27 protein-coding genes and 1 pseudogene are annotated in these 25,887 nt (G+C 60.1%); 11 read left to right on the top strand and 17 right to left on the bottom strand.

The window, feature by feature from the left end; translation table 11 throughout:
• The first annotated feature begins 3 nt into the window (after window positions 1-3).
• From IEX41_RS20275 to lnt, 4 genes are read left to right on the top strand one after another with little or no spacing between them, the layout of a single operon-like run.
• A complete protein-coding gene (locus IEX41_RS20275) occupies window positions 4-462 on the top strand; it encodes a DUF411 domain-containing protein (RefSeq protein ID WP_007803465.1) in 459 nt (152 codons plus the stop codon).
• Between the two features lie 22 nt (window positions 463-484).
• Window positions 485-1,267: a ZIP family metal transporter gene (locus IEX41_RS20270; protein WP_007803463.1), complete on the top strand. Its 783-nt coding sequence runs from the start codon at window positions 485-487 to the stop codon at window positions 1,265-1,267.
• 4 nt (window positions 1,268-1,271) lie between these two features.
• Complete coding sequence (gene lspA, locus IEX41_RS20265; RefSeq protein ID WP_007803461.1) at window positions 1,272-1,745, top strand: signal peptidase II; 474 nt, start codon at window positions 1,272-1,274, stop codon at window positions 1,743-1,745.
• Window positions 1,742-3,313: an apolipoprotein N-acyltransferase gene (lnt, locus tag IEX41_RS20260; RefSeq protein ID WP_007803458.1), complete on the top strand. Its 1,572-nt coding sequence runs from the start codon at window positions 1,742-1,744 to the stop codon at window positions 3,311-3,313. Before lspA ends, lnt begins: the two co-directional genes overlap by 4 nt.
• 261 nt (window positions 3,314-3,574) lie before the next feature.
• Here the strand turns inward: lnt and mntR are convergent, their stop codons facing one another.
• On the bottom strand, window positions 3,575-4,033 hold the full coding sequence (mntR, locus tag IEX41_RS20255) for a manganese-binding transcriptional regulator MntR (protein ID WP_008327326.1): 459 nt from the start codon (window positions 4,031-4,033) through the stop codon (window positions 3,575-3,577).
• Window positions 4,034-4,130: 97 nt separating this feature from the next.
• Here mntR and IEX41_RS20250 point away from each other — a divergent pair, with 97 nt between their 5' ends.
• Entirely contained in the window at window positions 4,131-4,406 is a 276-nt protein-coding gene (locus IEX41_RS20250; RefSeq protein ID WP_012187175.1) for a hypothetical protein, read from the top strand.
• Here the strand turns inward: IEX41_RS20250 and IEX41_RS20245 are convergent.
• Complete coding sequence (locus IEX41_RS20245; RefSeq protein WP_207287124.1) at window positions 4,400-6,754, bottom strand: heavy metal translocating P-type ATPase; 2,355 nt, start codon at window positions 6,752-6,754, stop codon at window positions 4,400-4,402. The genes IEX41_RS20250 and IEX41_RS20245 overlap by 7 nt on opposite strands.
• Before the next feature lie 177 nt (window positions 6,755-6,931).
• On the opposite strand from IEX41_RS20245, the gene IEX41_RS20240 reads away from it, so the two are divergent.
• On the top strand, window positions 6,932-7,219 hold the full coding sequence (locus IEX41_RS20240; protein WP_369817429.1) for a hypothetical protein: 288 nt from the start codon (window positions 6,932-6,934) through the stop codon (window positions 7,217-7,219).
• 47 nt (window positions 7,220-7,266) lie between these two features.
• Here the strand turns inward: IEX41_RS20240 and IEX41_RS20235 are convergent, their stop codons facing one another.
• From IEX41_RS20235 to IEX41_RS20225, 3 genes and pseudogenes are all read right to left on the bottom strand, one after another.
• A complete protein-coding gene (locus tag IEX41_RS20235; RefSeq protein WP_007803448.1) occupies window positions 7,267-7,932 on the bottom strand; it encodes a L,D-transpeptidase in 666 nt (221 codons plus the stop codon).
• 193 nt (window positions 7,933-8,125) lie between these two features.
• Entirely contained in the window at window positions 8,126-8,848 is a 723-nt protein-coding gene (locus IEX41_RS20230; protein WP_007803446.1) for a cytochrome c biogenesis CcdA family protein, read from the bottom strand.
• Window positions 8,836-8,955: pseudogene (locus IEX41_RS20225) on the bottom strand (IS5/IS1182 family transposase); the annotation flags it as partial. The pseudogene IEX41_RS20225 and the gene IEX41_RS20230, both read right to left, overlap by 13 nt.
• A gap of 109 nt (window positions 8,956-9,064) precedes the next feature.
• On the opposite strand from IEX41_RS20225, the gene IEX41_RS20220 reads away from it, so the two are divergent.
• Window positions 9,065-9,709: a hypothetical protein gene (locus tag IEX41_RS20220; protein ID WP_007803445.1), complete on the top strand. Its 645-nt coding sequence runs from the start codon at window positions 9,065-9,067 to the stop codon at window positions 9,707-9,709.
• 7 nt (window positions 9,710-9,716) lie between these two features.
• On the opposite strand, the gene IEX41_RS20215 is transcribed toward IEX41_RS20220, so the two are convergent.
• The 5 genes from IEX41_RS20215 to IEX41_RS20195 form a co-directional block, all read right to left on the bottom strand.
• Window positions 9,717-11,054: an APC family permease gene (locus IEX41_RS20215; RefSeq protein WP_007803442.1), complete on the bottom strand. Its 1,338-nt coding sequence runs from the start codon at window positions 11,052-11,054 to the stop codon at window positions 9,717-9,719.
• Window positions 11,055-11,102: 48 nt separating this feature from the next.
• Window positions 11,103-13,391, bottom strand: a complete 2,289-nt coding sequence (locus tag IEX41_RS20210; RefSeq protein WP_222864283.1) for a copper-transporting P-type ATPase — start codon at window positions 13,389-13,391, stop codon at window positions 11,103-11,105.
• Between the two features lie 135 nt (window positions 13,392-13,526).
• The gene (gene lgt, locus IEX41_RS20205) at window positions 13,527-14,447 is read right to left on the bottom strand and encodes a prolipoprotein diacylglyceryl transferase (RefSeq protein WP_007803438.1); all 921 of its coding nucleotides are present in this window, start codon (window positions 14,445-14,447) and stop codon (window positions 13,527-13,529) included.
• A 105-nt stretch (window positions 14,448-14,552) separates the two neighbouring features.
• Window positions 14,553-14,939, bottom strand: coding sequence for a DUF302 domain-containing protein (locus tag IEX41_RS20200; protein ID WP_007803435.1), 387 nt, complete (start codon window positions 14,937-14,939; stop codon window positions 14,553-14,555).
• 140 nt (window positions 14,940-15,079) lie between these two features.
• Window positions 15,080-15,688 (bottom strand): EF-hand domain-containing protein, encoded by a 609-nt coding sequence (locus tag IEX41_RS20195; protein ID WP_012187178.1) that lies wholly within the window; start codon window positions 15,686-15,688, stop codon window positions 15,080-15,082.
• Between the two features lie 397 nt (window positions 15,689-16,085).
• Between IEX41_RS20195 and IEX41_RS22000 the strand changes: the two genes are divergently transcribed.
• Window positions 16,086-16,643: a hypothetical protein gene (locus IEX41_RS22000; protein ID WP_012187179.1), complete on the top strand. Its 558-nt coding sequence runs from the start codon at window positions 16,086-16,088 to the stop codon at window positions 16,641-16,643.
• Between the two features lie 76 nt (window positions 16,644-16,719).
• Here IEX41_RS22000 and IEX41_RS20185 read toward each other — a convergent pair whose 3' ends face one another.
• From IEX41_RS20185 to IEX41_RS21750, 4 genes are all read right to left on the bottom strand, one after another.
• Window positions 16,720-17,385, bottom strand: coding sequence for a L,D-transpeptidase (locus IEX41_RS20185; RefSeq protein ID WP_012187180.1), 666 nt, complete (start codon window positions 17,383-17,385; stop codon window positions 16,720-16,722).
• Window positions 17,386-17,427: 42 nt separating this feature from the next.
• The gene (locus IEX41_RS20180) at window positions 17,428-17,940 is read right to left on the bottom strand and encodes a disulfide bond formation protein B (protein WP_012187181.1); all 513 of its coding nucleotides are present in this window, start codon (window positions 17,938-17,940) and stop codon (window positions 17,428-17,430) included.
• A gap of 113 nt (window positions 17,941-18,053) precedes the next feature.
• Entirely contained in the window at window positions 18,054-19,316 is a 1,263-nt protein-coding gene (locus IEX41_RS20175) for a multicopper oxidase family protein (RefSeq protein WP_007803424.1), read from the bottom strand.
• Window positions 19,317-19,441: 125 nt separating this feature from the next.
• Window positions 19,442-20,023, bottom strand: coding sequence for a L,D-transpeptidase (locus IEX41_RS21750; RefSeq protein WP_012187183.1), 582 nt, complete (start codon window positions 20,021-20,023; stop codon window positions 19,442-19,444).
• 179 nt (window positions 20,024-20,202) lie between these two features.
• Here IEX41_RS21750 and IEX41_RS20165 point away from each other — a divergent pair, with 179 nt between their 5' ends.
• Together IEX41_RS20165 and IEX41_RS20160 are read left to right on the top strand one after the other, a co-directional pair.
• Window positions 20,203-21,039, top strand: a complete 837-nt coding sequence (locus IEX41_RS20165) for a DUF305 domain-containing protein (protein WP_012187184.1) — start codon at window positions 20,203-20,205, stop codon at window positions 21,037-21,039.
• Between the two features lie 12 nt (window positions 21,040-21,051).
• Window positions 21,052-21,816 (top strand): MauE/DoxX family redox-associated membrane protein, encoded by a 765-nt coding sequence (locus IEX41_RS20160; RefSeq protein ID WP_012187037.1) that lies wholly within the window; start codon window positions 21,052-21,054, stop codon window positions 21,814-21,816.
• Between the two features lie 21 nt (window positions 21,817-21,837).
• On the opposite strand, the gene cueR is transcribed toward IEX41_RS20160, so the two are convergent.
• Window positions 21,838-22,236: a Cu(I)-responsive transcriptional regulator gene (gene cueR / locus IEX41_RS20155; protein ID WP_007803416.1), complete on the bottom strand. Its 399-nt coding sequence runs from the start codon at window positions 22,234-22,236 to the stop codon at window positions 21,838-21,840.
• A gap of 12 nt (window positions 22,237-22,248) precedes the next feature.
• Window positions 22,249-24,759 (bottom strand): heavy metal translocating P-type ATPase, encoded by a 2,511-nt coding sequence (locus IEX41_RS20150; protein ID WP_188792083.1) that lies wholly within the window; start codon window positions 24,757-24,759, stop codon window positions 22,249-22,251.
• Window positions 24,760-24,911: 152 nt separating this feature from the next.
• Between IEX41_RS20150 and IEX41_RS20145 the strand changes: the two genes are divergently transcribed.
• Entirely contained in the window at window positions 24,912-25,112 is a 201-nt protein-coding gene (locus IEX41_RS20145) for a heavy-metal-associated domain-containing protein (protein WP_007803412.1), read from the top strand.
• A 42-nt stretch (window positions 25,113-25,154) separates the two neighbouring features.
• Here IEX41_RS20145 and IEX41_RS20140 read toward each other — a convergent pair whose 3' ends face one another.
• Complete coding sequence (locus tag IEX41_RS20140) at window positions 25,155-25,886, bottom strand: DsbA family protein (RefSeq protein ID WP_009807488.1); 732 nt, start codon at window positions 25,884-25,886, stop codon at window positions 25,155-25,157.
• Window position 25,887: the final 1 nt, after the last annotated feature.

Genomic DNA, 25,887 nt, shown 5'->3' with positions numbered 1-25,887 from the left:
TCCATGAAACGATTTACTCCCGCCCTTGCCATCGCATTTGCCTTGCTTCCTGCGGCGCAGGCCGTCGCAGAGGCGATTCAGATCGACGTCCGGAAGACAAACGGCTGCGGCTGTTGCCTGTCCTGGATGAAGCACCTCGAGGAGAATGGCTTCGCGCCGATGGGCGAGGACATGTTCGGAGGATCTCTTGTGCGCTTCAAACTCGACAATGGCGTGCCGCAGCGCATGGTCTCCTGCCATACGGCTTTGGTCGACGGCTATGTGATCGAGGGCCACGTGCCGGCGGCTGACATCCAACGCCTGCTGGAGGACCGGCCAGACGCGGTAGGCCTGGCGGTGCCGGGAATGCCCTACGGGTCGCCCGGCATGGGACCGGAGGACGACCGGGAGGCTTACGATGTCTTCCTGATCCACGAAGACGGATCGACCGAGGTCTACACCAGCTACTCGGCTCCTGACTGAACTCGCGGCAGAACCTTAACAATTGGAACCCCTCTCCCCCATAGCGCTTGGCTTTCTTGGAAGCCTGGCCGCCGGATCGCTGACCGCGGTCGGGGCGGTCCCCGTTCTTTTTGGGCGCATCCCGTCCCGGGCCACGCGCGATCTGCTGCTTGGCTTCGCGGCGGGTGTCATGCTCGCGGCTTCGTTCTTCTCGCTGATCATCCCGGCTCTCGACGCAGCTGAAGGACAGTTCGACAACGGTGCTCTCCCGGCGGCCATCGTATGTGTTGCGATCCTGCTTGGCATGGGCGCGATCGCTCTGATGAACGAACGGCTACCGCATGAACATTTCAAGACGGGGCGGGAAGGTCCCGACGCCGCATCGCTGCGGCGCGTCTGGCTTTTCATCATCGCGATCACTATCCACAATTTTCCCGAAGGGCTTGCCGTCGGCGTCGGGTTCGGGGCTGACGGTTTGTCGGGCGGGTTGCCACTTGCGATCGGTATTGGATTACAGAATGCCCCCGAAGGTCTGGCGGTGGCGGTTTCGTTGCTCGGCGAGGGCTATTCCAGGCTTCGCGCCTGGGGCATCGCCGCTCTGACCGGTCTCGTCGAGCCCGTCGGTGGACTTCTCGGCGCAGGGATTATCAGTCTTTCGCAACCGCTGCTGCCCTGGGGTCTCGCCTTCGCAGCAGGTGCGATGCTCTACGTCATCAGCCACGAGATCATTCCGGAAACCCACCGATCCGGCCATCAGAACAGGGCGACGCTCGGCCTCGCCGTTGGTCTTGTGATCATGTTGTTCCTCGACGTCTGGCTGGGATAAGCTGATGAGAACTTGCCTCTTCGTCGGTCTGCTTGCTGCGCTGATCGCCTTTCTTGTCGATCAGGCAACGAAGGCAATCGTTGTGTCCAATGCGACTGTTCTTAGTTCCGGCGTATCGGTCTTTCCCGGCTTCAATCTCATCTACCTGCGCAATGACGGAGTGACCTTCGGGCTTCTCGGCGGCGCGCCGTGGTGGAGCCTTGTCTTACTGGCGCTTGGCATCTGCGTCTGGCTGGCGTTCATGCTGGTCCGTACCAGCAGCCGGGTCGAGGCCATTGCCTATGGTGCGATCATCGGCGGTGCACTCGGCAATATTCTGGACCGCCTGCGCTATCGTGCGGTGACGGATTTCCTCGATTTCTACATCGGGACGGCGCACTGGCCTGCCTTCAACATGGCCGATGTTTTTGTGGTTGGCGGCGTGATGCTGCTGCTCATTGCGCCGTGGGTTGGCGCTCGACTTCAGACCGATTCATGAAGCCGGGATTGCCGCAGTTCGTTAGTGAGGACCTGAACCTGTTCCAGCGCATGGGTCTTGCCCTTGCTGCCGGCGGATTGACGGTTTTGACTCTTCCGCCGTTTTCTTGGCTCATCGCGGTCCCTGTCGCCTTCTCCGTGCTCTTTATCGTTCTCCGGAACATCTCAACCTCGCGCGCTTTCCTTGTCGGTTGGGCTTTCGGACTGGGCCAATTCGGGATTGGAATTTCCTGGATCGCCGAGAGCTTTTACGTCGATGCCGAACGTTTCGGCGCACTGGCGATTCCGGCGGTCGCGGGTCTGTCCGCCGGACTTGCCATCTTCCCGGGCATGGCGGCGATGCTTTTTGCCGCCATCATGCAGCGCCGAGCTGTCGGCGGCATTGCGGCGGGCCTGCTGTTTGCAACCTGCTGGGTGGCCACGGAATGGCTGCGGGGTCATGTCCTGACAGGGTTTCCCTGGAACCTTGCCGCTTATGCCCTTGTCGACTATGCCGCCCTGCGCCAACCCGCCGCCTGGGTCGGAAGCTACGGTTTGGGCTTTCTCACGGTCTTCATCGGCATATTGCCAGGTGTGTTGACTGTGGCGGCGCCAAAGAGACGCGCGCCTGTTCTCGTGCTCTTCGCCGTTGCTGTGGCGGGTTTCTGGGTTGGCGGTGCGCTTCGGTCAGGGCAGGACATGCCGCCGACAGACGTTGCTTTGCGCATCGTCCAAGGCAATGTGCCACAAGTCGAGAAGTGGGTACCGGGCAGCCGCCAGCGAACCTTGGAAAAATACCTGGGCTTGTCCGCGCAACCCGGACGTTTCGATTTGCTGCTTTGGCCGGAAACGGCCTTCCCCGGCTTTCTGGACGAAGATGCTGCGGCACGCGCGCGGATATCTGCAGCTTTGCCAGACGGCAGGATCCTACTGACAGGTGCGCCTGACCGAGTGGAGGGCGATGGGGGAACCAGATATTTCAACACGGTTCAGGCCTATGACGGCAGCGGCGAGGTTCTGACGGGGTATGCAAAACATCATCTTGTTCCGTTCGGGGAATATGTGCCCCTGAAAGGCTGGCTGCCCATCGAGCGGCTGACCGAAGGGTTGGGCGATTTCACGCCGGGACCAGGGCCGCGCACGCTGGCGATCCCTGGCGCGCCTCTGGTCGCGGTGGCGATCTGTTACGAGATCATCTTTCCGGGCCACGTGGTCGATGACCTTTTCCGCCCCGACTGGATATTCAACGCCACAAATGATGCCTGGTTCGGAACCAGCATCGGACCCGAGCAGCACCTCGCCTCCGCGCGGATGCGCGCGGTCGAGGAGGGACTTCCCGTGGTCCGGGCGGCCAACACTGGGATATCCGCGATCATCGACGCCAATGGAAATGTCGTCGCGCGTCTTGATACCGGGGAAACAGGCACCATTGATGCCGGCCTGCCGGGCGCGCGTACTCCAACGCCCTATGCGCGGTTCGGCGACTGGACCTTGTTGGTTCTTGTTTTTGGGTGCTGGGTCTTCGGCTGGCTGGCCAGTTTGCTCGGACGAGATCCCGATGCGCGGCATTTTGGAACGGAGGTATCCTGATGCTTGTGATCGTGAGCGCTATCGGAGGCGCGATCTGGGGTGGCTATCTGGCACGACGGAGGAGGGGGAATCACCTGGATATCCTCCAATATGCGGTAGCGTCTGCGATCGCCTTCGGACTTGTCGCCCTGTTTGCAACCATCGTGCTGTCGCGGGTTCTCGGCTAGCGAGCTTCGAAATTGCGCAAACGTGTCAGCGGCTTGAAGACCTGATAGCTCGAGGTCCCGATAGAGAATCGCGCGAATGTGCATCTAGGCGAGCTCATTTCTGATTGAGCCGTCGCTCGAACGCCTCCAATGTCGTCCCGCTGACGTGATGCTCGATCCCTTCCGCATCGCGTTCCGCGGTCTCTTCGTCGATTCCCAGGCTCAGAAGAAAGGCGACGACGACCCTGTGGCGGCGTCGACAGATCTCCGCGAGGTCCTGCCCGGCATCGGTGAGGAATATCGCGCGGTATGGCTCCCGCCGGACCAGACCAGCAGCCTTGAGCCGCGAGATGTTCTTGGTCACGGTCGGCGGCTTCACGCCAAGCCGCTCGGCGATCTCGACCGGTCTGGCCTCCCCGCGCGTCTCGATCAGTTCCGCGATCAGTTCGACGTAATCCTCCGCCATCTCGCTTTCATGTGCCTGACGCACGGTCGCAAAGCCATCGGCCTGCGCCTCGGGAGCCCGGTCGACCGCTTCGAATGGCTCACGCCCTTGTGATTGTAGCTTTGTCATACTCGGGACTTTGCAGCGAAACAGCGGGATTGACAACTTGTTTGCTTCGGGTAGATAAGTTAGCCATGTCTAACTTTTTACTTTGGAGGCCGTGGTGATGCGAAATATTATGAGAGTGCTGCTCGCCACACTCGCAAGTGCGCTCCTCCTGTCCGGACCTGTCGCCGCGACGCCGGCCAAGGAGGCGCCTTGGCTTCCCGAGGCAGCGGCCTACCGTCTGACGCTCTTTCTTGGAAATCTCGAGCCTCTGCCCTGGGACGACATCGAGACCGCCTGGACGGAACCCTACCGGGGTTCGGAATTCTCTGTCGGGGCGCTGGCGTGGCTGGACCGCAAAAGCGATATCGAGCTACCGAAACCGCCGGATCAATGACCGTGCGCCAGTGCTCCTTTCGCCATCTGCTCGCCCACCGGTTCTCCGCCTGAAGGCCCGGCCTCAACCTGATGGCCGTTCAGGAGCCGAAGTGCGTTGGCGACCACCAGCAGAGACACGCCTACATCCGCAGCAATGGCGCCCCACATTGAGGCCATACCGAACGCGGTCAGCCCGACGAACAGCGCCTTGGTCGCCAGCGATATGCCGATATTCTGGTGGATGATCGTCATGGCACGGCGCGAATGGCCGATAAGCCAGGGTACCTTGCCGATGTCGTCGGTCATCAGCGCGATGTCGGCCGTCTCGATCGCGGCATCCGATCCGACAGCGCCCATGGCGATGGCATAATGCGCCCGCGCCATGGCCGGTGCGTCATTCACACCGTCGCCGATCATCGCCACCATGTCGTGGCTTTCGACGAGTTCCTCAATGGCCGTCACCTTGTCTTCTGGCAAAAGTTCGGCGCGCACCTCGTCGATGCCGACTTCGGCTGCCACCGCGCGCGCGGTGCGTTCGTTGTCGCCCGTCAACATCACGATGGTCTTCACACCCTGCGCATGCAGACGCGCAACGATCCCCTTTGCATCTGGGCGGATGCGGTCGCGAAGCTCCAGTACGCCGGTCACGCCGGTCTCGTCACCCACGGCAACGAGGGTGCTCCCTGCCCCTTCGATCCGATCCCGCAGATCCGCCGGAATGGCATTGCCGAACCCCTTCTCTTCGGCGAAGCGATCCGAGCCGAGCCAGATAGCGCGCCCGTCGGCGCGTCCTTCCAGACCGCGCCCGGGCACGGTACGGGTGTCCTCTGCGGCAGACACGGAAACACCATCGGCTTCGGCGCGCGAGAGGATGGCGCGTGCCAGCGGGTGTGAAGACCGCGCCTCCAGGCTTGCTGCCAGCGCCATGAGATCGCGTGCGGAAACGCCGACCAGTGGGTGAACCGCCGCCACCTCAGGCTCGCCCATGGTGATCGTCCCGGTCTTGTCCATCGCCAGTGCCGTGGTCCGCCCCGGCGCCTCGACATAGGCGCCGCCCTTGATGAGCACCCCCGCCCGTGCCGACGCGGTCAGCGCTGCCACGATGGAGACCGGCGTAGAAATGACCAGCGCGCAAGGACATGCGATGACCAGAAGGACCAGAGCATTGTAGAACCAGTAGTCCCAGGCGCCGCCGAGCAGCAGTGGCGGCACCAGCGCGATGGCGATCGCCAAAGCCATCACGATGGGTGTGTAGATGCGCGCGAACTTGGCCACCCACTGTTCGACCGGCGCGCGGCGGGCATGGGCATCGCCCACCATGCGAATGATTTTCGCGAGCACCGTGTCCGAGGCGGCCTTCGTCGCCCGCACCGTCAGTGTGCCCTCGCCGTTGATCGTGCCGGCATAGACCTCGTCGCCTGGTTCCTTGGGCACTAGCGCGCTTTCCCCAGTAATTGGGGCCTGATCGACGGCCCCTGCCCCGTCCACGACCTCACCGTCGAGGGGGATCCGGTCGCCGCCGCGCACGATAAACCTTGCATTGACTGCCACGGCCGCGGCCGGAACGTCGGATTCAGATCCGTCGTCGTAAAGAACCCGCGCCGTTGGCGGCGCCAGATCGAGGAGCGCGGAAACCGCATTACGCGCCCGCCCCACGCTCCAGCTCTCAAGATAAAGCGAAAGCGAGAAGAAGAAGGCGACCGTCGCGGCCTCAAAAAACTCGCCGAGGCCGATGGCGCCCGCGACGGCCACCACCATGAGCAGGTTCATGTCGGGGCTAAGCCTCCGCGCCGAAGACCAGGCCTTGGGCGCGACAAGCCAGACGCCAAAAAGAATCGCGACGGCGAAGATCCCTGCTTCCACCATAGGCATAGGCACCTCGCCATGGCCCGCAAAGAGCCCGAGCGCGCCGCCCATGCCGGTCTCGACAATGTGAAAAAGGAATCCCGCCGCCCAGAAGCCGCCGCTCAACGAGGTAAAGCGCTTCTGACGTGCCAGATGCGCCGCCTGGTCCTCTGCTGCGTTGTCGGCATCCCATGGCTTGGCGCTCATGCCGGTCGTTGCGACCAACTGCGTGACTTCGTCGTCTGGTATCCTCTCGGCGCTATCGAGGATGGTCATTCGCCCGTTGATCACGTCGAATGCCAGGTGTTCGGTTCCGCCCACTTTCGGCCCGACAACCCGGTTCAGGATCGCCACCTCTTCGGCGCAATCGAGCCCGGAGACCTGAAAGCTCCTTCCGCCAGACGGCGCTGGCGCCGTGGACGCGACGTCCTTGCTGGCGTCGCAACAGGAGTTGCCTCTTGGGTCAGAATGCTCTTGATCACCCGGATGGCCGTGATCGTTGCGGTTGCCGTCGGAAGACATGGATTGACCTCAGGATTCATTGATTCCACATTGACATAGCCCCTACAGTAACTAGAGCTTCAAGGGCAACAAGTGGATATTCGTCCAGCAAGAAAGGCGCCCTGCGGAGGCTTGAAGCTAGCCGCCCCCTTGAAACGACGCGGTTGGAGCAACGCTTGCCGGTACGAAGCGATCAGAATGAGTGAGGTAGACATGCAGAAACGAAACGCGCCGATTATCGCAGCGACATTGGTGCTTGCTGGCTGCGCGGTGCCAACGCTGGACGACGGCGGCGCTCGCAACGAAGTGGGAAGTGTTCCCGAGGCCGTCATTGCCCTTGCTGCGCCTGGTCAGGATCTCACCACGGCGCGGCTTCGTCCCGAGGATGGCTGTTATTGGTATGAACACAGCGGTCCGGTGGAAAACACCTTGGTTCCGCTACGCTCGGCAGGTGGCAACCCCATCTGCACTTCGCGCCAGTCCTGATCAGCCCATAGATGCGTCAAGCCCACGCGTAACACATGATGCGCCAGTCAACTTCTCGGGGTGACGCTGTCTTCCGCCGAGTACAGGAATGCCGTCGAGCCAATCTCGACGTTGGGATAGAGATCATTGATGTGTGCCATGACCATTCGGACGCAGCCGGAACTCGCACGGCCGCCAATGCTTCTTGGATACGGTGTCCCGTGAATCCTTAGATAGGTGTCTCGGTCGCCGACGAAGAGATAGAGGGCTCGCGATCCGAGCGCGTTTTCAGGTCCGGGTTCCATACCGTCAGCGATATCGGCGTAAAGCTCTGGGTCGCGGTCGATCATGTTTTGTGTCGGCTGCCAATGCGGCCACCTGACCTTGCGCTTGATCGTATAGGTGCCCGGTTCGTAAAGTTTACCGCGCGCGATCGCCACGCCATAGCGCATCGCCGTGCCGCCTTCTTCGATGTGGTAGAGATAGCGCGCAACAGCATCGACATGGATATCACCGGGTACAAGTCCGTCCTTCGCGAGGACCCGCTGTGGCAGGAAGCGAGGGTGAAGGCCCCAAGGGTTGGACGTGGCCGGGTCGTAGCCGGGAGGTGTAACCTGTGCGTCCCAAGCTGCCTTCTGCGCATCGGTAGGCCACGTGTCTGCAAGGAGCGGGCTGGATATCGATGCCGAAAACAGCGCGGTGGTCGTCTGGATGAAATGTCGTCTTGTCAGCATATAGATTGCTCCGTTCACGCATTGGACGGCAAACCGAACCTTACCCCGAACGCAGTGTTGTTCGCCCGGGAAGGAGTGAGGCGTTATTGGCAACTTGCTCCATGGTGCCGTTCTTTGTCGGTGGCTTAACTCCTAAAGCTACTAGAGGTTCAAGAAAATTTTCTGTTATCAATAGACGCTGCTACTAATGGAGCTATCCGATCCGTCCCAGAACCGGAAATACGTCGAGCATCCAGTATGACAGCGCGCTCAACTGCCCTGTCATCATCGCCAGCCCCATCAAGATCATCACTATGCCCGCAAGCTGGTGGAGGCGGCGGCCAACCCGGCCGATGGCCCGCAACCGTCCCGCGATCTGGTCGGTGAATCCGGCCACGATCAGAAACGGTATTCCAAGGCCGGCGGAATAGACGGCAAGCAGCATGATACCTTCGCCCATCGTGGCACTCGCCGCACTGGCTGTCAGGATCGCGCCGAGGATCGGGCCGATGCACGGAGTCCAGCCGAAACCGAAGGCAAGACCGAGGACATAGGACGCAGCGGGTTGGCCCCCGGGGATGTTGAGATTGAATCGGAAGTCGCGTTCCATGACCGAAACACGCGCGGCTCCTATCATGAAGAGCCCGAAGAAAATGATGATGCCGCCCCCAACGAGGTTGAGTTCATACCGCCACCGAAGCAGGGCCTGACCCATTGCAGTCGCGGATGCGCCAAGTCCCATGAAGATGGTGGAGAAGCCGAGGACAAAACACAGGCTCAGCCAGACCGCGCGCGACGGCGAAGCGCCGACCACCCCGCCCTCAGCGGCTGTGCGCCCGGTTACGTAGGAGACATAACCTGGCACAAGAGGTAGCACGCAGGGGGACAGAAATGATATCGTGCCGGCTAGGAGGGCGGCGGTGAGGGCGCGCGCCAAGTGATGTCTTCGTCGACCCAGATCAGCAGGGACCCCCGCTTGCGCAGCGATGCGTTGTAGCTGGACCAGTTGGTCGTACGATAGCGGGCGGGAGATGGGTTGCTCATGGAATGCGGCTAACAGCATGGGTTCGCGAAGGGAATCCTGAGGCGTCAGACTTGTGCAACAACGCCCCGTATCATCGACCTAGTGGTGCCCACATGGCAGGCTATTTCAATGGATAGATTTTTCTCTATCAGTATGCCCGCGGCTCAGTTTGTTAGAAATGTCCTGCTGTTCAGCTTCGCTGCATTACTGCCGGTCCTGTTGTTCTACGTCTTACTGGCTCCGGGCTTTGCTCCGGCTCTTGCTGCCGGCGGACCGGCACTCATGCGCTTACTAAGGCAGGTTGCGACCAACGGTTTGCCCGTGGTTTTTGCCGTCAACTATGTCAGTTTTTTCCTTTTCGCTATGACAAAGCAACCAAAGGCGGGCTCAAGAGACACGGCGTTTTTCGTGCTGGTCGATGTCTTGCTCAGAGCCCTTCTCTTTCCAGGTCTCCACGTGCTGATATACGTTCTATCTGCCGACTGGTTCGGGTCATTCGGCGGCAATCGTTCAACCGCTTTGGCGGTTGTATCCCCGACTCTTGCGCGTTCGGCGTTTTTCGAGAACATCTCCGGCGTTTACCTCTATGCGACTATGATAAGCGCGTTGCCGCTCTACGTCTCGGCTTTCGGGCGGTCGGAATTTCTTGGACCGGTTGTACGTCGCTTGCCCATGAACACGGGCGTGATGCTGCTTGCCCTGGCTGCGTTTGCCTTGTCGGTCGGGCTGATCACGATCGGCGCACAAGGCATCGCATCTCTTCAGGCCAGGTGATGGCAGGCTAATCACCGTGGGCGTGGGCGGGGGCGGGGGCGACTTGCGGTGCCACCCATTGCGACAAGTAAACGCGCTCGAAGGCGAACACAGCGATCATCCCGACAGCGGCGTAGAGAACGATCATCGGGTCGCTTTGAAGCTTCATCACGGTGAAAGCTGCCAGTACTATCGCATCGAGCGCCAGGGCAGTCAAAAGCACGATACCGAAGGCGCCGACGTCTGCTCGACGATAGCGGAACACGCCCCAATGTATGATCATGTCCATGACGAGGTAAAAGAAAGCACCGAGGGATGCGATCCGGCCTAAATCAAAGAGCACGGCCAACGTCGCGGCGATGACGACAGTATAGACCAGGGTGTGGCGTTGGATGGGACCTGGCATACCGAAGTGGCTGTGCGGGATCATTTCCATGTCGGTCAGCATCGCCAGCATACGCGACACCGCGAAGACGCTGGCCAGAACGCCGGACGCCGTTGCGACAGCGGCCAGGATCACCGTGAGTATGAAGCCGGTTTGTCCAAGGGCGGGCTGCGCCGCTTGTGCCAGCGAATAGTCACGCGCTGAGATGATCTCCTCGATCGTGAGACTCGAACCGACCCCGTAGGCGACCAACAGGTAGACGACGACGCAGATTCCGATAGAGAACATGATCGCTCGGCCAACATTGCGATTTGGTTCAGTGATCTCGGCTCCGCTGTTGGTGATCGTGGTGAATCCCTTGAACGCAAGGATGGCCAGCGCCGTAGAGGCGATGAACCCCGTGAGCCCGTAGGATTGTGAGGTCTCGGACGCCGCGGCGAACGCAAAACCACTGGACCACAGGGCCGCGATGCCAAACAGAGCTATGCCTCCGATCTTGATCGCGGCCATGATCAACGAGAACAGCCCGACCGAGCGGTTTCCGGCCATGTTCACCAAAAAGGCGAAAACGATCACGGCCACAGCCAGAGCGGGGACCAATGGGCCACCTTCGATATCGAAAGGGCGCAGGACATAGGTGGCGAAGGTTCGCGCGACGAGGCTTTCCGCGATCACCATGCTGAGCGCCATCAGCAGTGCGGCCCCGCCCGCGATGGCTCCGGGGCCATAGCATTTCTGCAGGATCATGGCGATGCCACCCGAGGACGGCCATTTGTTCGACATCCTGATGTAGCTGTAGGCGCTGAAGCTTGTGACGACCGCGCCGGCGATGAATGCAAGCGGGAAAAGCGGGCCGGCGAGCTGCGCGATTTGCCCCGTCAACGCAAAGATTCCAGCGCCGATCATCACGCCTGTCCCCATCGCAACGGCTCCGCCCAGACTGATGGAATTTTCGCGGTACGTTTCTTTTTCGCTCTGCATAAATGGCCCCCTTTTAATTTTGGTTCATCCGAACGCTGTTGCGCGCTTCTAGATACGAACGCCGCGAAGGCGCAGCGAATTGAGCACCACCGAGATTGACGACGCGCTCATGGCGAAGGCAGCAAACATCGGACTGATGAGGATGCCAAAGAAGGGAAACAGAACTCCCGCCGCGACCGGCACGCCGGAGGCGTTGTAGATCAGCGCGAAGAACAGGTTCTGGCGGATGTTGCGCATCGTGGCCCGGGCGAGCCGCCGCGCACGCACGATACCATCAAGGTTGCCCTTGACCAGCGTGACGCCCGCGCTTTCGATGGCCACATCGGCGCCGGTGCCCATGGCGATGCCGACATCGGCCTGCGCGAGCGCGGGGGCGTCGTTGACGCCATCCCCGGCCATGGCGACCTTGTGGCCCGCCTCTTGCAACTCAAGGATGATCCGCGCCTTGTCCTCCGGCAGCACGTCGGCCCGGATCTCATCGATTCCGAGCCGCGTGCCGATGGCCTTGGCCGTGCGTTCGTTGTCGCCGGTCGCCATGATGACGCGGAACCCCAGTTCATGCAGATCCTCGATGGCTTCTGGCGTGGTCTCCTTCACTGGGTCGGCGACAGCAACTAGACCGGCGATCTCGCCATCCAGCACAACGAACATGACCGTCTCGCCTTCGTCGCGGCGGGCATTGGCCTTGGCGGTCAACGCGCCCGCCTCGAGCCCCAATTCGCGGATCATCGCCAAATTGCCGAGCGCGACCGCTTTGCCGTCAACGACCCCCTTGACGCCCTTGCCAGTGACCGCCTCGAAGTCCCGTGCCTCGTCCATTTTGACATCTCGCTCCTCCGCACCCCTGACGATCGCTTCGGCCAAGGGGTGCTCCGATCCGCGCTCAAGCGATGCGGCGAGACGCAAGACCTCGGCTTCGTCGTGGCCGGGTTGCGGGAGTACGTCGACAAGCCGCGGCTTGCCTTCGGTCAACGTGCCGGTCTTGTCGACGATCAGGGTATCGACTTTCTCGAACCGCTCCAGCGCCTCGGCGTTCTTGATCAGCACCCCTGCCTGAGCGCCCCGTCCTGTCGCTGTCATGATCGACATCGGTGTCGCCAGGCCAAGCGCACAAGGACAGGCGATGATCAGAACCGCCACCGCCGAAATCAATGCGTAGGAAAGCGCAGGCGCGGGCCCCCAGATCGCCCAGGCGATGAAGGACAGGACCGCGATACCGATGACGGCCGGAACGAAATATCCCGCCACCTTGTCGGCGTATTTCTGGATCGGGGCGCGCGAGCGCTGCGCGTTCGACACCATCTCGACAATTTGAGCCAGCATCGTGTCGGACCCGACACGCGTCGCCTCCATCACCAGACTGCCGGTGCCATTGATCGTCGCGCCGGTCAGCGGGTCGCCCTCGGTCTTCTCGACCGGCACGGGTTCACCGGAGATCATGCTTTCGTCGACCGAGGACCGGCCGTCCAGAACCACGCCATCGACCGGCACCTTGTCACCGGGCCGCACGCGCAGCCGGTCCCCGACTTGCACGTCCTCCAGCGGGATTTCCTCCTCGGATCCGTCGTCCCGGATGACCCGCGCGGTCTTTGCCGCCATGTCGAGAAGCGCGCGGATCGCCTTGCCGGTCCCCTCGCGGGCGCGTAGTTCCATCACCTGGCCGAGCAGCACCAGCGTCACGATCACCGCCGCCGCCTCGAAATAGACGCCGACATGGCCTTCGGAGTCTCGGAACCCATCAGGGAATATGTCCGGTGCGAGAACGGCAACGACGCTGAAGAGCCAGGCGGCAAGAACGCCCATGCCGATCAGGGAGAACATGTTGAGGTTCAATGTGCGGAACGAAATCCATCCGCGTTCCAGAAACGGCCAGCCGCACCACAAGACCACTGGCGTTGCCAGGATCAATTCGATCCATTGTGTGGTGCTTTCGCCAAAAAAAGTCCGGACTGCGGGGAAACCGACGAATGGCCCCATCGTGAGGACAAGGAGCGGGATCGTCAGGACTGTGCCGACCCAGAACCGCCGTGTGAAATCCACCAGTTCGGGGTTTGGACCTTCATCGCCCGGCACACCGGATTCCAGTTCCAATCCCATACCACAGATCGGACACGCGCCCGGATCAGGCTGCCGCACCTGAGGGTGCATCGGGCAGGTGAAAATGGGACCATCATGTCCTGTAGGAACCAGATCATATCGGCCATCGGCCGGCGTGGCACCCGCGTGGTGTTCGTGATGATCATGTGCTGAATGGACCTCGAGCTCCGATTCCGGCACGAGGTGCATCCCGCATTTCGGACAATTGCCGGGCTCGTCCTGCCGCACCTCAGGGTGCATGGGGCAAACGAATACCGAAGAAGCTGCTGTGGTTTCAGAACTGTCGGGAGTGCTCATTTTGCGGTCCTTTCCGAGAATGCTTCTCTTGCCTAGGGCTTCCATCCGCGGGAGGGTCAAGAGAGATCAGTACGGCGATTACATTGCGGCTCTGCGGGGTGGCGCTGTCCGGCCCCGTTCCCGCCGGGCGAACACGATCAACGCCAGCCCGACCAGCGCCATTGGCATGGAGAGCAACTGGCCCATGGTCAAACCCCACTCACCAAAATGAAGCGCATGGCCGATCGGGTTGTCCGCCGTCACAAATTGTTGGTCCGGTTGCCGGAACATCTCGACGAAACTTCGGGCAAGACCATAGCCGGTCAGAAACACGCCAGCCAAGGCACCGGGCATTTTCAGCCAGCCCCGGCCCCAAGCGAGATAAATGAGCAGTATTCCAAGAATGAGCCCCTCCAATACCGCCTCGTACAGCTGGGACGGGTGTCGGGCGCAGAGGCCGCTAACCCCTGGGCAGGCCTGCGCGACTTCGCCGGGAAAGATCACCGCCCAGGGAACGTCCGTTGGACGCCCCCACAACTCATTGTTGGTGAAGTTCGCCAGCCTTCCAAGAAACAAGCCTGGTGGTGTTGCCAAAGCCAGCAAGTCGCCAGTGCTGAGCAATGACGCGTTCTGTCTAAGGCAGAACAGCAAGGCCGCGATGACAACTCCCGCGAACCCCCCGTGGAAAGACATGCCGCCTTGCCAGACCATCAGAATTTCCAAGGGATTGGCGAGATAATATGCGGGCTGGTAGAACAGTACAAAGCCCAGGCGACCACCAGCAATCACGCCGATGATGATCCACGTCAGAAGATCTTCGATCTGCGTTCGGTCAAGCGGCGGTCCAGCTGACGTCCAGAGCGCGGGACGGCTTATGGCACTCGAACAAATGCGCCAGCCAATCAGGATACCGAAGATATAGGCTAGCGCGTACCAGCGGAGTGCGAATGTGACCCCCCCGATGTCGAAGGAGAAGAGGTCGGTTCCAATATCCGGAAATGGCAATCCCGCTGGCAGCACTGGGTGAGTTCCTCATCAGGAATTTACGTGGGGATTAGATGGCATTGATCGAGCACCGCTAAAGGCGCTCGATCTGCGACAGGGCATCCAACGCCCATCCCGCCATCACGCGGTGTCGAGGGCGTCCCGAAGGAGATCGCGGACTTCGCCGGCGACCGCGTCCAGGTCTTGGTTCTGCACCGCCTGCATCGAAGCGACAGGATCGACCGCGCTGACCTCGGTGTCGCCGTCCAGTTGCCGCAGGATAACATTGCAGGGAAGCATCGCACCGATGCGAGGCTCGATCTCGATGGCTTTGTGCGCCATGCCCGGATTACAGGCCCCCAAGATGCGGTAAGGCGGCATGTCCGCATCAAGTTTCTTTTTCATCGTCGCTTTGACGTCAATCTCAGTCAGAACGCCGAAGCCCTTGTCTGCCAAAGCATCCCGAACACGCATCTCTGCGTCATCGATTTTGGTGTCTTTCAGGACGCGATCATAGGTATAGGCCATGGGAATTTTCCTTTCCGTGTCTCTATTTGTTGGCATACCGAGGCTAAACGGTTCAGGTCGCGGTTCGGTTCAATGTCCCGACCGCGAATGGTTTTGGGGTTGTGAGGACGGGTGCCGGAAAAAAACCGGCACCCATTGGCTCAGTTGTCCTGCATCATGGAGCCGTTGCCCATGCCCTGACCGTTGCCAGGCCGCGCAGGCGCATCTGCCATATTCGACCGCATCATCTGCATCCGCTCCATCCTATCGGCAGGAGCGGCCATCTCTTCCGGCGTCACCGCGCCGTCGCCATCGGCATCGAGGTGTTGGAAGCGATCCACCATCATTTCGCGGATCATCGCGCTGTGGAGAGCTTCAAACTCGGTAATCGAGAGGCTTCCATCCCCGTCGCTGTCAAACTCGGAAAGCTTGGCCTGCAGCTGCGTGCGCATTTCTTCCGGCGTCGTTGTGCCGTCTCCATCAGTGTCGAACATTTGCATCATGCCGCCAGCCATGCCTGGGCTCATCATACCACTGCCCATGCCTGCGCCCATCATGCCTGCGCCCATCATGTTTCCGTGCATGCGCTTCATCATGTCCATCATTCCGCCCATGTTCCCCATCATACCGGGACCACCGTTCTGCATCATGCCTGGTCCGCTCTGGGCGCCAAATTGTCCCCCACGCCCGTGGTTGGCGTCCGCGAATGCGGCACCGCCAAGGGCGGTTGCAGCCAGGGTCATTGCAGCGAGTAAAGTGTTGCGTTTCATTTCGATCACCTCGTGTCAGTGTTGCGATACCCAGCATATGGGGGGCACCTGCAGATGCGGAATGCCACGCGAGCCGGTGTTTTGTATCGCGAGGTCACAAAGGCGGGGTCTGTTACAAATTGCGACAAATCAATTCGGGGCGAACGCTCCTCTTCATCTGAAACATGCGATATCCAGAAAAAAAGGTGTCGAGGATCCGTATACCAACCGAAACCGAACCCATGTTTCGGTAGAGGTGAAATCCGGAAGAGTTGATGTCGAGATTGCTAGAGGCCCTGAATATCCCGAAAATTCAATCATTCAACCCATGGCAGGAGGCTGCAGGGTGCTCTTTTTGAACCGCATTTTCTCAGTTCTAACCTTGGTAATTTTGGCGGGGTGCGGTGCAGGAAACGACATGCGCCCGGATGCTTCAGCCGAAGTCATCAGTAGCGCATCCTACCGTCACGATGGACCGGCCGCGCTGACGTTGTACACCATGATCAACAACAGGTCCGGGGCGGGTGCGCATAGCAGCGTCATGATTAATGGGTCGCAGCGTGTTATCTTCGATCCGGCAGGAACGGTCCGGCTGAGCGCTGTACCGGAACGGGGAGATGTGCTTTATGGCATTACTCCACAAGTGGCCGATTTTTATGCGCGGGCTCATGCTCGCGAGACCTACCATGTCGTCATACAAGAGATCGATGTGTCTCCCGAAGTCGCGGAGCAGGCTTTGCGCCTTGCAATTGCCAGCGGCCCAGCCGCTTCCGGTTTTTGTAGTGCCAGTACCTCCGCGGTACTCAGACAATTACCAGGATTTGAATCCATCGGACGCACATTTTTTCCAAAGCGCCTGATGGCGGATTTTGGCAAGTTGCCGGGCGTGCGAACCACAAAGCTGTTCGAGAACGATGAGGACGACAAATCCGTAGCGATCGCACAGTTCGAAAGTTCACTTGCGACACAGCCGTGAGTGTTCGTCCAACAATTCATTGGAAGATGTCCCTGCACGACGCAGTCCTCGGCGTGTGAGCCAAAGATGCAATAGGTTAGCTTCGAGCGGTAACGCTGTCTTCGGCCGAGTAAAGGAACGCCGTCGATCCGACAGCGACATTCGGATAGAGATCATTGATGTGGGCCATCACCATGCGCACGCATCCCGAACTGGCCCGGCCGCCAATGCTGCGAGGGCTCGGCGTTCCGTGAATTCGAAGGTACGTATCCCGATCTCCGACGAATAGATACAAAGCCCTGCTGCCCAAGGCATTGTTGGGGCCGGGCTCCATACCGTCGGCAAACCGCTCGTAAGCCTCCGGATCGCGTTCGATCATTGACTGCGTTGGCGTCCAGTGCGGCCATTCGACCTTTCGGCGGATCGTATAGGTGCCGGGTTCATAGAGATCGCCCTTGGCAATCGCCACCCCGTATCGCATCGCGGTGCCACCTTCCTCGATATGGTACAGATAGCGCGCGATCGCATCGACGTGAATGTCACCCGGGCGCAAACCGTCATTCGCCAAAACGCGTTGCGGCAGCAGCCTGGGATGCAGCCCCCATGGGTTGGTTGTTGCCGGGTCATAGTTGGCGGGCGTGATCTGCGCATCCCAAGCTGCTTTTTCGGCTGTTGACGGCCAGGTCTTAGCGAATGCTGGCGAACTCAGAGACGCTGAAAACAGCGAGCCGGAAAGTGCAAGGAAGTGTCGTCTTGTAACCATGAAGCGAAGCCCTTTGTTTGTTTTCGATGAATGCGGGACGATTCAAGAAACGTCCGCGACCCCATGCCACCGAACCTTTTGATGTCTTGCGATCGCGACCAACCAGAGGCAAGCAAGGACACCGCTTAGGATCGCGTTCCAACTGGCCATGGACAACGTCAGAAATTCCCAGACAACCTCACTGCACAGAACAAGATTGGACGTATTTGAACTGGCAGAGGGCAGCAATTCCGATACCGACATTTGGGAAACATCGAGGCCGGATCCCGTGCAAGAAGTCGGTCCCTCCCACCAGCCGCGCTCGACACCGGTATGAAACACTCCCAACGCGGATGTGCTGAGTACCGACAGGGCACCGATTATCAGGATTGGCAAAATCGGCAGAGCAAAGAGCAACAGAGCGCCCATTCCAATGGCGATTGCGTGTGGGTAGCGTTGCCAGATGCACATTGCGCACGGCGCGTACCCAAGAGCCTGGAAAACGAAGGCCCCCAACAGCAAGGCGGCTGATCCTGCCGCCGCAGTCATGCCGAGAGATTTTGGTGTCAGGGTCAATGAACGCTCCCATTGGCAGTCGATGGACCTGTTTCTCGCTTGTCAGGTTACGTAGACGGCGAAAGGCCTGTTATCATTCAGAGATTTGTAACGGTATGTATCCGTCTCGACCCTCAGCCGACTCTGATCCACGTTGCCATACCGTCGGCTTGGTGGCTCAACATGTGGCAATGCAGCATCCACGATCCCGGATTGTCCAGGACGACGAGAATATCCCGCGTCTCGCCGGTATCCAGATAGGTCGAGTCCCGGTATGGACCGGCTTCACCCGCCGCATCGAGTTCCCAGAAATGGTGGCCATGCAGATGCATGACGTGTGGGAACCCGGTTTCGTTGCGGATCGAAATGCGCGCGGTCGTCCCCTGCGCGGCGGATAGGAAAGGCCTTCGAGGCAGGCCGGATACGTCATTGAGCGCCCATGTCCCTGTGCCGTTGTGGGACGCGCTTCCCGCACCTCCCTGGAGCACCAGCTCCGCGGTTTGGCCGGGGTCTTTCGGGGCGGGCATTCGGTTGGCGGGCAATGCGGTGATGGGCGCTTTCGCGGGCTCACGGGAACCGGAAACAGCGATTTCGCCAAGGCTCAACGTCTGTTCTCCAAAGCTGTCGTCGAATCTAATAGGCCCGGTCGCATCACCAATCACATCGCATCTTTGCCCCGGAGCGAGAAGGATCGGTTCGAGCGTCCGAGGATGCGCCAGAGGCATGCCATCCAGTGCAACGATCTTGCCTATCAAACCATCCAGGCCGACACGGTACACCCTGTCGATAGAGGGATTTATGAGACGCAGTCGCAGACGGTCGCCTCGTTTCACAGTCTTGCCGGTTCCATTGAAAACAAGTGCCGTGACCGTATTGCCGATACGGCCCTCGGTTGCGAAGTGGGCCGGGTTGAACGCTTCGTCGTACTGCCCGGACTGATCCAGCAAGACATCGAAGAACTGAACAACGATGTCATGGTCGACAGCCGGCGCATTTTGCTCCTCGACGATGAAGGCGCCGAAAAGACCGCGGCTGACCTGATCGTAAGACAGGTAATGCGAGTGATACCAATACGTGCCGGCATCCGGGACGCCGAATTGATAACGATACGAGTCGCCCGGAATGACCACATCCTGAGTGAGGACGTTGACACCATCCATCCGATTTGGAACCCGCAACCCATGCCAGTGAACGAGAGCGCCCTCCTCCAATCGGTTATCGAGGGTAATGCGGGCGGTTTGTCCTTGTCGCATTCTGACTTCTGGGCCCGGCAGACCACCGTTGAAGCCCAACATCGACACGTCGTACCCAGCAAGGTGCGCCTTGATCGATTGGGGCGCGAGGATCAACTCGTGTGTCGCTGCTGGCAAGCGGGTACCAGCCAGCGCAACGGTCATCCCGCCAAGGAAAGACCTCCGGCTCAAAGACAATTCCGTCACCTCATGAATGATAGACTGGCTTTCGCCAACTGCCGCACTTGTGCCATTTCCGGAAGAGGAACTTCAAGGCGACAGAACACTCCTCACGCCGTTGTCACTTTGGGATACAGGAAGACGCGGGCGCCGATTTCAACGCGTTCGTACAGATCCTTCACATGTTCATTCGTCAACCGCGCGCATCCATTCGACACGGCAGACCCAATTGTCTCCGGGGCGTTCGTTCCATGAATGCGAAGATAGGTATCGCGTCCCTCGGCATCGTAGAGATAGAGCGCGCGGGCCCCGAGCGGGTTGTTTGGCCCGCCTTTCAGTCCATCCTTGTACTTTGCGTATTTGCGTGGCTCGCGCCGGATCATGGCGTTCGTTGGCCGCCACCATGGCCATTTGGCCTTGCGCGCTACCGTGAACTCTCCGGGTTCGTACAAACCTTTGCGCCCTACCCCGACCCCGTAGCGGATCGCCATCCCGTCCTCGAGCATGAAATAAAGGAAAAAATCGTCGGGAACGACGTGGACATCGCCTTTAACCCAGTCACCACGACGGGTGTTTACCAATTGTGGTTCGAACCGTTCGGGCAATTTGACTTTGTGGGCCCAGGCAGTTGTGGGCAGAAAGCAACCCATCGCTCCGGCACAAATCAATTCTCGTCTCGTGAAATTCTGCATGGCGCGATCTCCTCGGACCCATGAAAATTCAGTGCGCGTCAGGGGCAAAGAAAAGAAGCCGTGAACCGGGGCAAACGACGCGCCTTTGTTGCCTTGAAACTACGAAAATTCGTGCTTTTGGAACTCTCCAGCGCTGGAATGTTGTTGTTTTACAGAGAACTGCAAGGAGGTGACTGGAAATGCACTACTCACGATTCTTTATGATGATCGGAACATCGACCGTGGTCATGTTCGTTCTGATGTACCTGAACACCTATCTTTGGGGCCATATCTTCTTTTCGGAGACACGCCTTTACATGGCCATCCTGATGGGGGCGACCATGGCCGTGATCATGTTGGCGTACATGTTGTCCATGTATCAGAACACCAAAGCCAACATCGCGATTTTCGTTGGCGCAATAGTCCTTTTCGCGGCGAGCCTCTGGCTGGTTCGCGGGCAATTCACGGTGCAGGACAGGTCCTACATGCGCGCCATGATCCCGCACCACTCGATCGCCATCATGACGTCGACTCGTGCCGAGATCACCGACCCGCGCGTCCGGGGGCTCGCAGACGACATTATCTATGCGCAGGACAAGGAAATCGCCGAAATGCGCTACCTTATTGCTGACATTGGAGCAAACGGCGAAGCATCGGCCACGCGAAGCGAAACGCCGGCGCAGGTTGTGGATGCGCAACAGGCGCTTCAAACGGAGGTCGTGTCGAAGGTCGATCCTGAGTTTCTGACGGAAGACGAAATCGCTGCGGTGTTCCCGAATGGCGGAAATTGCCGCTTTGCTTACACCTCGGACAGTCCGGCTGTACTGGTGACTGGTGAAACCGGCGAAGGGTCTGCCGCCGCAATGAAGATCAGCGGTGATCTGGTGCGCCTGAATGCGCAGGGCGAAAATGCATTTTCTGAAGGCCCGCTGTCGGCCGAGATCGCAGAGACGAACGGTGACCTGACCGATCTGATCGTCAGCGCGGGAACCGACTACGAAGCCGGGTTCCGTGGTCAACTTACGTGCAGCGGATAAGGAGGAAAGGACATGCCCCGCGACACAGACAGTAAATCCGCGCAGCTTTATCGCATGGTCATGCCGGGCCATGTCTGCCCCTACGGTCTGAAATCGAAAGACCTGCTGGAGCGGCAAGGCTTCGAGGTGGAAGACCATCCGCTTGACACCCGTGAAGACACCGATGCTTTCATGGAGAAGCACGGGGTCGAGACGACGCCGCAGACTTTCATCGGGGACGAACGGATCGGCGGTTACGACGATCTCAGGGTGTTTTTCGACATTGACCCACCCGAGGAAGAGCAAAGCGACACGACCTACCAGCCGGTCATCGCGATCTTTTCCGTTGCCGCGCTGTTGGCATTGGGCCTGTCTTGGCACCAGTACGGGTCGGTCCTTACCTTGCGGGGGTTCGAATGGTTCATTTCGCTGTCCATGACCATTCTCGCGATCCAGAAATTGCAGGATGTCGAAGGGTTTTCGACGATGTTCCTCAACTACGATCTGCTGGCGCGCAAATGGGTGCGATACGGCAAGGTCTACCCGTTCGGCGAAGCGTTGGCAGGTGTCCTGATGACTGCCGGCGCGCTGCTGTGGCTCTCGGCGCCTGTCGCCCTGTTTATCGGCACGGTCGGCGCTGTCAGCGTGTTCAAGGCTGTTTATATCGACAAGAGAGAGCTGAAATGCGCCTGCGTCGGCGGTGACAGTTCCGTCCCGCTGGGGTTCATTTCGCTGACGGAAAACCTGATGATGATCTTCATGGGTATCTGGATGCCGGTCCGCGCGATCTGGTTCTGAGGTACAGCCCCTTCTTGCCTGTCACTTGGCCAACCGCTCCGGCGACAGATCCTCGATGATGGGGCAGTCGGGCCGGTGATCCCCGGCACATTTTTCCACCAGTTCGGCGAGCGTCGCGCGCATGGATTGCAGTTTCGCGATCTTTTCCTCGATCTGGCGCAGATGGTCTTCCGCAACCGCCTTCACTTGCATGCTTTCGCGGTTTTCATCCTCGTAGAGCGACAGGAGCGTCCTGCAATCTTCGATGGTGAACCCCAAGGCCCGTGCGCGACCCAGAAACGCCAGCTTGTGAATGTGGCTCTCGGTGAACGCGCGGTAGCCGTTCTCGCTACGGTTCGGGCGGATCAGCCCGATGTCCTCGTAGTAGCGGATTGTTTTTGGGGGCACACCCGATTGTCGGGCAACGTCTCCGATGTTCATGTCGAACCTCCGTTATTCTGCTGGAGCAGGAGTGGCGGCTGCCAGCTCTGCCGGGATTGCGCGCTGCTCGTCCATCGCAGGCGCGATGCGCCGCAGCCGCAGGGCATTGGTCAGGACAAACACCGAGGACAACGCCATCGCACCCGCCGCAAGGATTGGTGACAGGAGCAACCCAAAGGCGGGATAAAGCACCCCGGCAGCGACCGGAATAAGTGCCACGTTGTAGGCAAAGGCCCAGAACAGGTTCTGCCGGATGTTGCGCATGGTCCGCCGCGATACTTCGAAGGCGTTCACCACGCCGCGCAAATCGCCCGACATCAGGACGACATCCGCAGATTCGATGGCCACATCGGTGCCGGTTCCAATGGCGATGCCCACATCGGCATGCGCCAGCGCCGGGGCGTCGTTGATCCCGTCGCCGACAAAGGCGATGCGCTTGTTCCCTTGGCGCAAACTGTCGAGCGCCGCAACCTTGCCGTCCGGCAGGACGCCGGCGATGACGTGGTCGATACCGGTTTCGCGGGCGATGGCTTCGACGGTTTCGCGTTTGTCGCCGGTGATCATCGCAACCGCAAGACCCTTTTCGTGCAGCGCTGCGATGGCTGCGCGGCTTGCCGGTTTGACCGGATCGGCCACGCCGATCACGGCGGCGACACGCCCATCTATGGCAGCGTAAAGCGCCGTGCGACCCTTGCTTGCGATCTTCGTTTCCTCTGGAGCCAATGCCGAGACGTCAATGCCTTCGCGCGCCATGTAGCGGTCGGCCCCAACCAACACCTCCACGTCTTCGACCACGGCGCGCACGCCGTAACCTGTGACCGATTGAAAGCCTTCGGCCGCCACAAGAGGTGCGCCCTCGGCCCGCGCGGCCCGCACGATGGCGTCCGCGACAGGATGCTCGGAGAGCGACTCCACGGCAGCGATCTTCGAGAGCGTTGTTGGGCGATCGAACCCTTCCGCCAGCACAAGGTCAGTCAGTGCGGGTCGCCCCTCGGTCACCGTGCCTGTTTTGTCGAGGGCGACCACATCAACGGAATCAAGTTGCTGCAAGGCGTCACCTTTACGGAACAGGACACCCATTTCCGCAGCACGTCCCGTCCCGACCATGATCGAGGTCGGCGTCGCAAGCCCCATCGCGCAGGGGCACGCGATGATGAGCACCGACACACCGGCGACCAGCGCCATCGTCAGGGCCGGATCAGGCCCGAAAAACAGCCAGACCAGCACGGTCGCCGCCGCGATCGCCATCACGGCAGGCACGAACCACAAGGTGATCCGGTCGACCAATCCCTGGATCGGCAGTTTGGCGCCCTGGGCCTCTTCGACCATGCGAATAATCTGCGCCAGGGTCGTGTCGGCGCCGACCCGCGTGGCGAGGAACTGTAGGCTTCCGGCGCCGTTGACCGTCCCGCCGGTCACCGTATCTCCGGCACCTTTTTCAGCGGGGATCGGCTCGCCTGTCAGCATGCTTTCGTCGACGCGGCTGGTCCCCTCGATGACCTCGCCATCGACCGCGATGCGTTCACCAGGGCGCACGATGACGATGTCACCCTGAACCAGCGCATCGATCTCGATCTCGACGCTTTCTCCGTCCCGCATCACGCGTGCAGTCCGCGCCTGAAGCCCTAATAGCTTCTGGATGGCCGCGCCCGTTCTCCCCTTGGCGCGCGCTTCAAGAAACCGCCCCAGAAGGATCAGAACGACGATGACCGCTGCCGCCTCGAAATAGACGGTGCGCAGCGTGTCAGGCAGGACCGACGGTACGAATGTCGCAACCACGGAATAAAGGTAAGCCGCCCCGGTGCCGACCGCGACGAGGCTGTTCATGTCGGGGGCACCCCGGAACAAGGCCGGGAAACCCTTGGTGTAAAACGTCCGGCCCGGGCCGAAGAGAACGATTGTCGTCAGCACGAACTGAAGAAGCCAACTCGTCTGCTGGCCAATCGTGGTCTCGATCAGCATATGAACGGCCGGAATGACGTGGCCACCCATTTCGATCAGGAAGACCGGCAAGGCGAGGATGGCCGCAAAGGTGACCCGTTTGGCAAGCGCCTGAGCCTCTTCCTCCTTGCGCGCAACTCTGTCGTCACCGGCCTGGGCCGTTGCCACGGTTGCTGGATACCCTGCCGCGCCGCTTGATTCGATCAGATCGGATGTCGTGACAAGACCTTCGACGTAAATGACCGTCGCCGTCTCTGAGGCGAGGTTGACGTTCACCTCGACCACCCCGGGCACCGCGGCAAGCGCCTTATCGACCCGCCCGACGCAAGAGGCACAGGACATCGCTGCAATCGTGAGTTCGGCCCTGGCCTTCCGCGCGGGGTAGCCCAGCTCGCGAAGGGATTCGATGATGTCGGGAATGCGCTTGAGCGCGTCCACGCTCATGCGAGCAGTTTCCGAGGCAAGGTTCACCGACACATCCTCTACGCCGTCGATTGCATTCAATGCGCGATCGACCCTGCCAACGCAGGACGCGCATGACATGCCTTCGATCGGCAGGCTGATCTGTTTGGGTTCGGGCATATGTGTCACCTGTTTTTCCATTCGAAGTGGAATATGAGGCTTCCAGTTACTGGAGGGTCAATGGGAGGGCGCCAAATAAATTTCTTCACTTGACCTTCCAGCGGGGGGAAGCCCCATGTCACCGATAGAAATCAGATCAAGGAGTGGTTCCGATGAAGTTCAGCGTTCCGGACATGAGCTGTGGGCATTGCACCGCAGCAATCGAAAGCGCGGTGAAGAGCGCAGATCCGAATGCAGGCGTAGAATGTGACCTTTCTGCCCGACAGGTGCATGTCGACAGCGTGTTACCAGCCGATCAGGTCCAAGCGATCATTCGGGATGCGGGCTACAACGTGGAACCTGCGGCCGCTTGATGCAGTGCCTGGACCACCCAAGGGTGGTCCGGGCACAGAATTTCAGTCTTCGACTTTGCGGGCTTCCTCGACCAAGTCGGCAAGCTGCGCCTTTTCGACGAAGCCCGGGACCAGCGCATCCCCGATCACGAAAGACGGCGTGCCGTTAAAGCCCAGAGCTTGGGTCAGTTGCATGGAGGTCGCAATGTGCTCTTCGACCTCGGGGGCCTCCATGTCCTTGCGCAACTGCGCGATATCCAGGCCGATCTCCTCGGCCACGCGCAGCACGGAGGCCTCTTCCGCGCGGCCTTCCAGCCCCATCATTGCCCAGTGAAACTCTTCGTATTTGTCCTGCTTGCGCGCTGCCAAGGCCGCTTTCGCGGCAAACACCGATCCGTCTCCGAGAATGGGCCATTCACGATAGACGAGGCGAATGTTGGGATCGTCTTCGATCAAAGCCCGCACCTCGGGTTTGACCCGCCGACAATAGGGACAGTTGTAGTCGAAAAATTCCACAACAGTGACGTCCCCTTCCAGGTTGCCGAGAACCGGCGCATTCGGATCGTTCTCGATCAGATCGCGCTGGTCATTCAGAACTTGGGCCTGACTGAGCTCCTGCGCTTGCGCCTGCCTTTGTTCGAGGATCGCCACGGCCTCCATGACAATCTCCGGGTTCTCGCGGATTGCCTCGAGCACAAGTTCCTTGACCCGGGACTCTGACAGTTCGTCCGCGAGTGCCGGTATCGGAAGCAAGGCAGCTATCGCGACCGTCGTGAAGGCTTGTCTGAAACGCATT

Source organism: Salipiger pallidus, from assembly GCF_014643635.1.
Classification (GTDB): Bacteria; Pseudomonadota; Alphaproteobacteria; order Rhodobacterales; family Rhodobacteraceae; genus Salipiger; species Salipiger pallidus.
The sequence above is the reverse complement of the archived record's forward strand: the minus strand, read 5'-3'. Positions and strand labels throughout refer to the sequence as shown.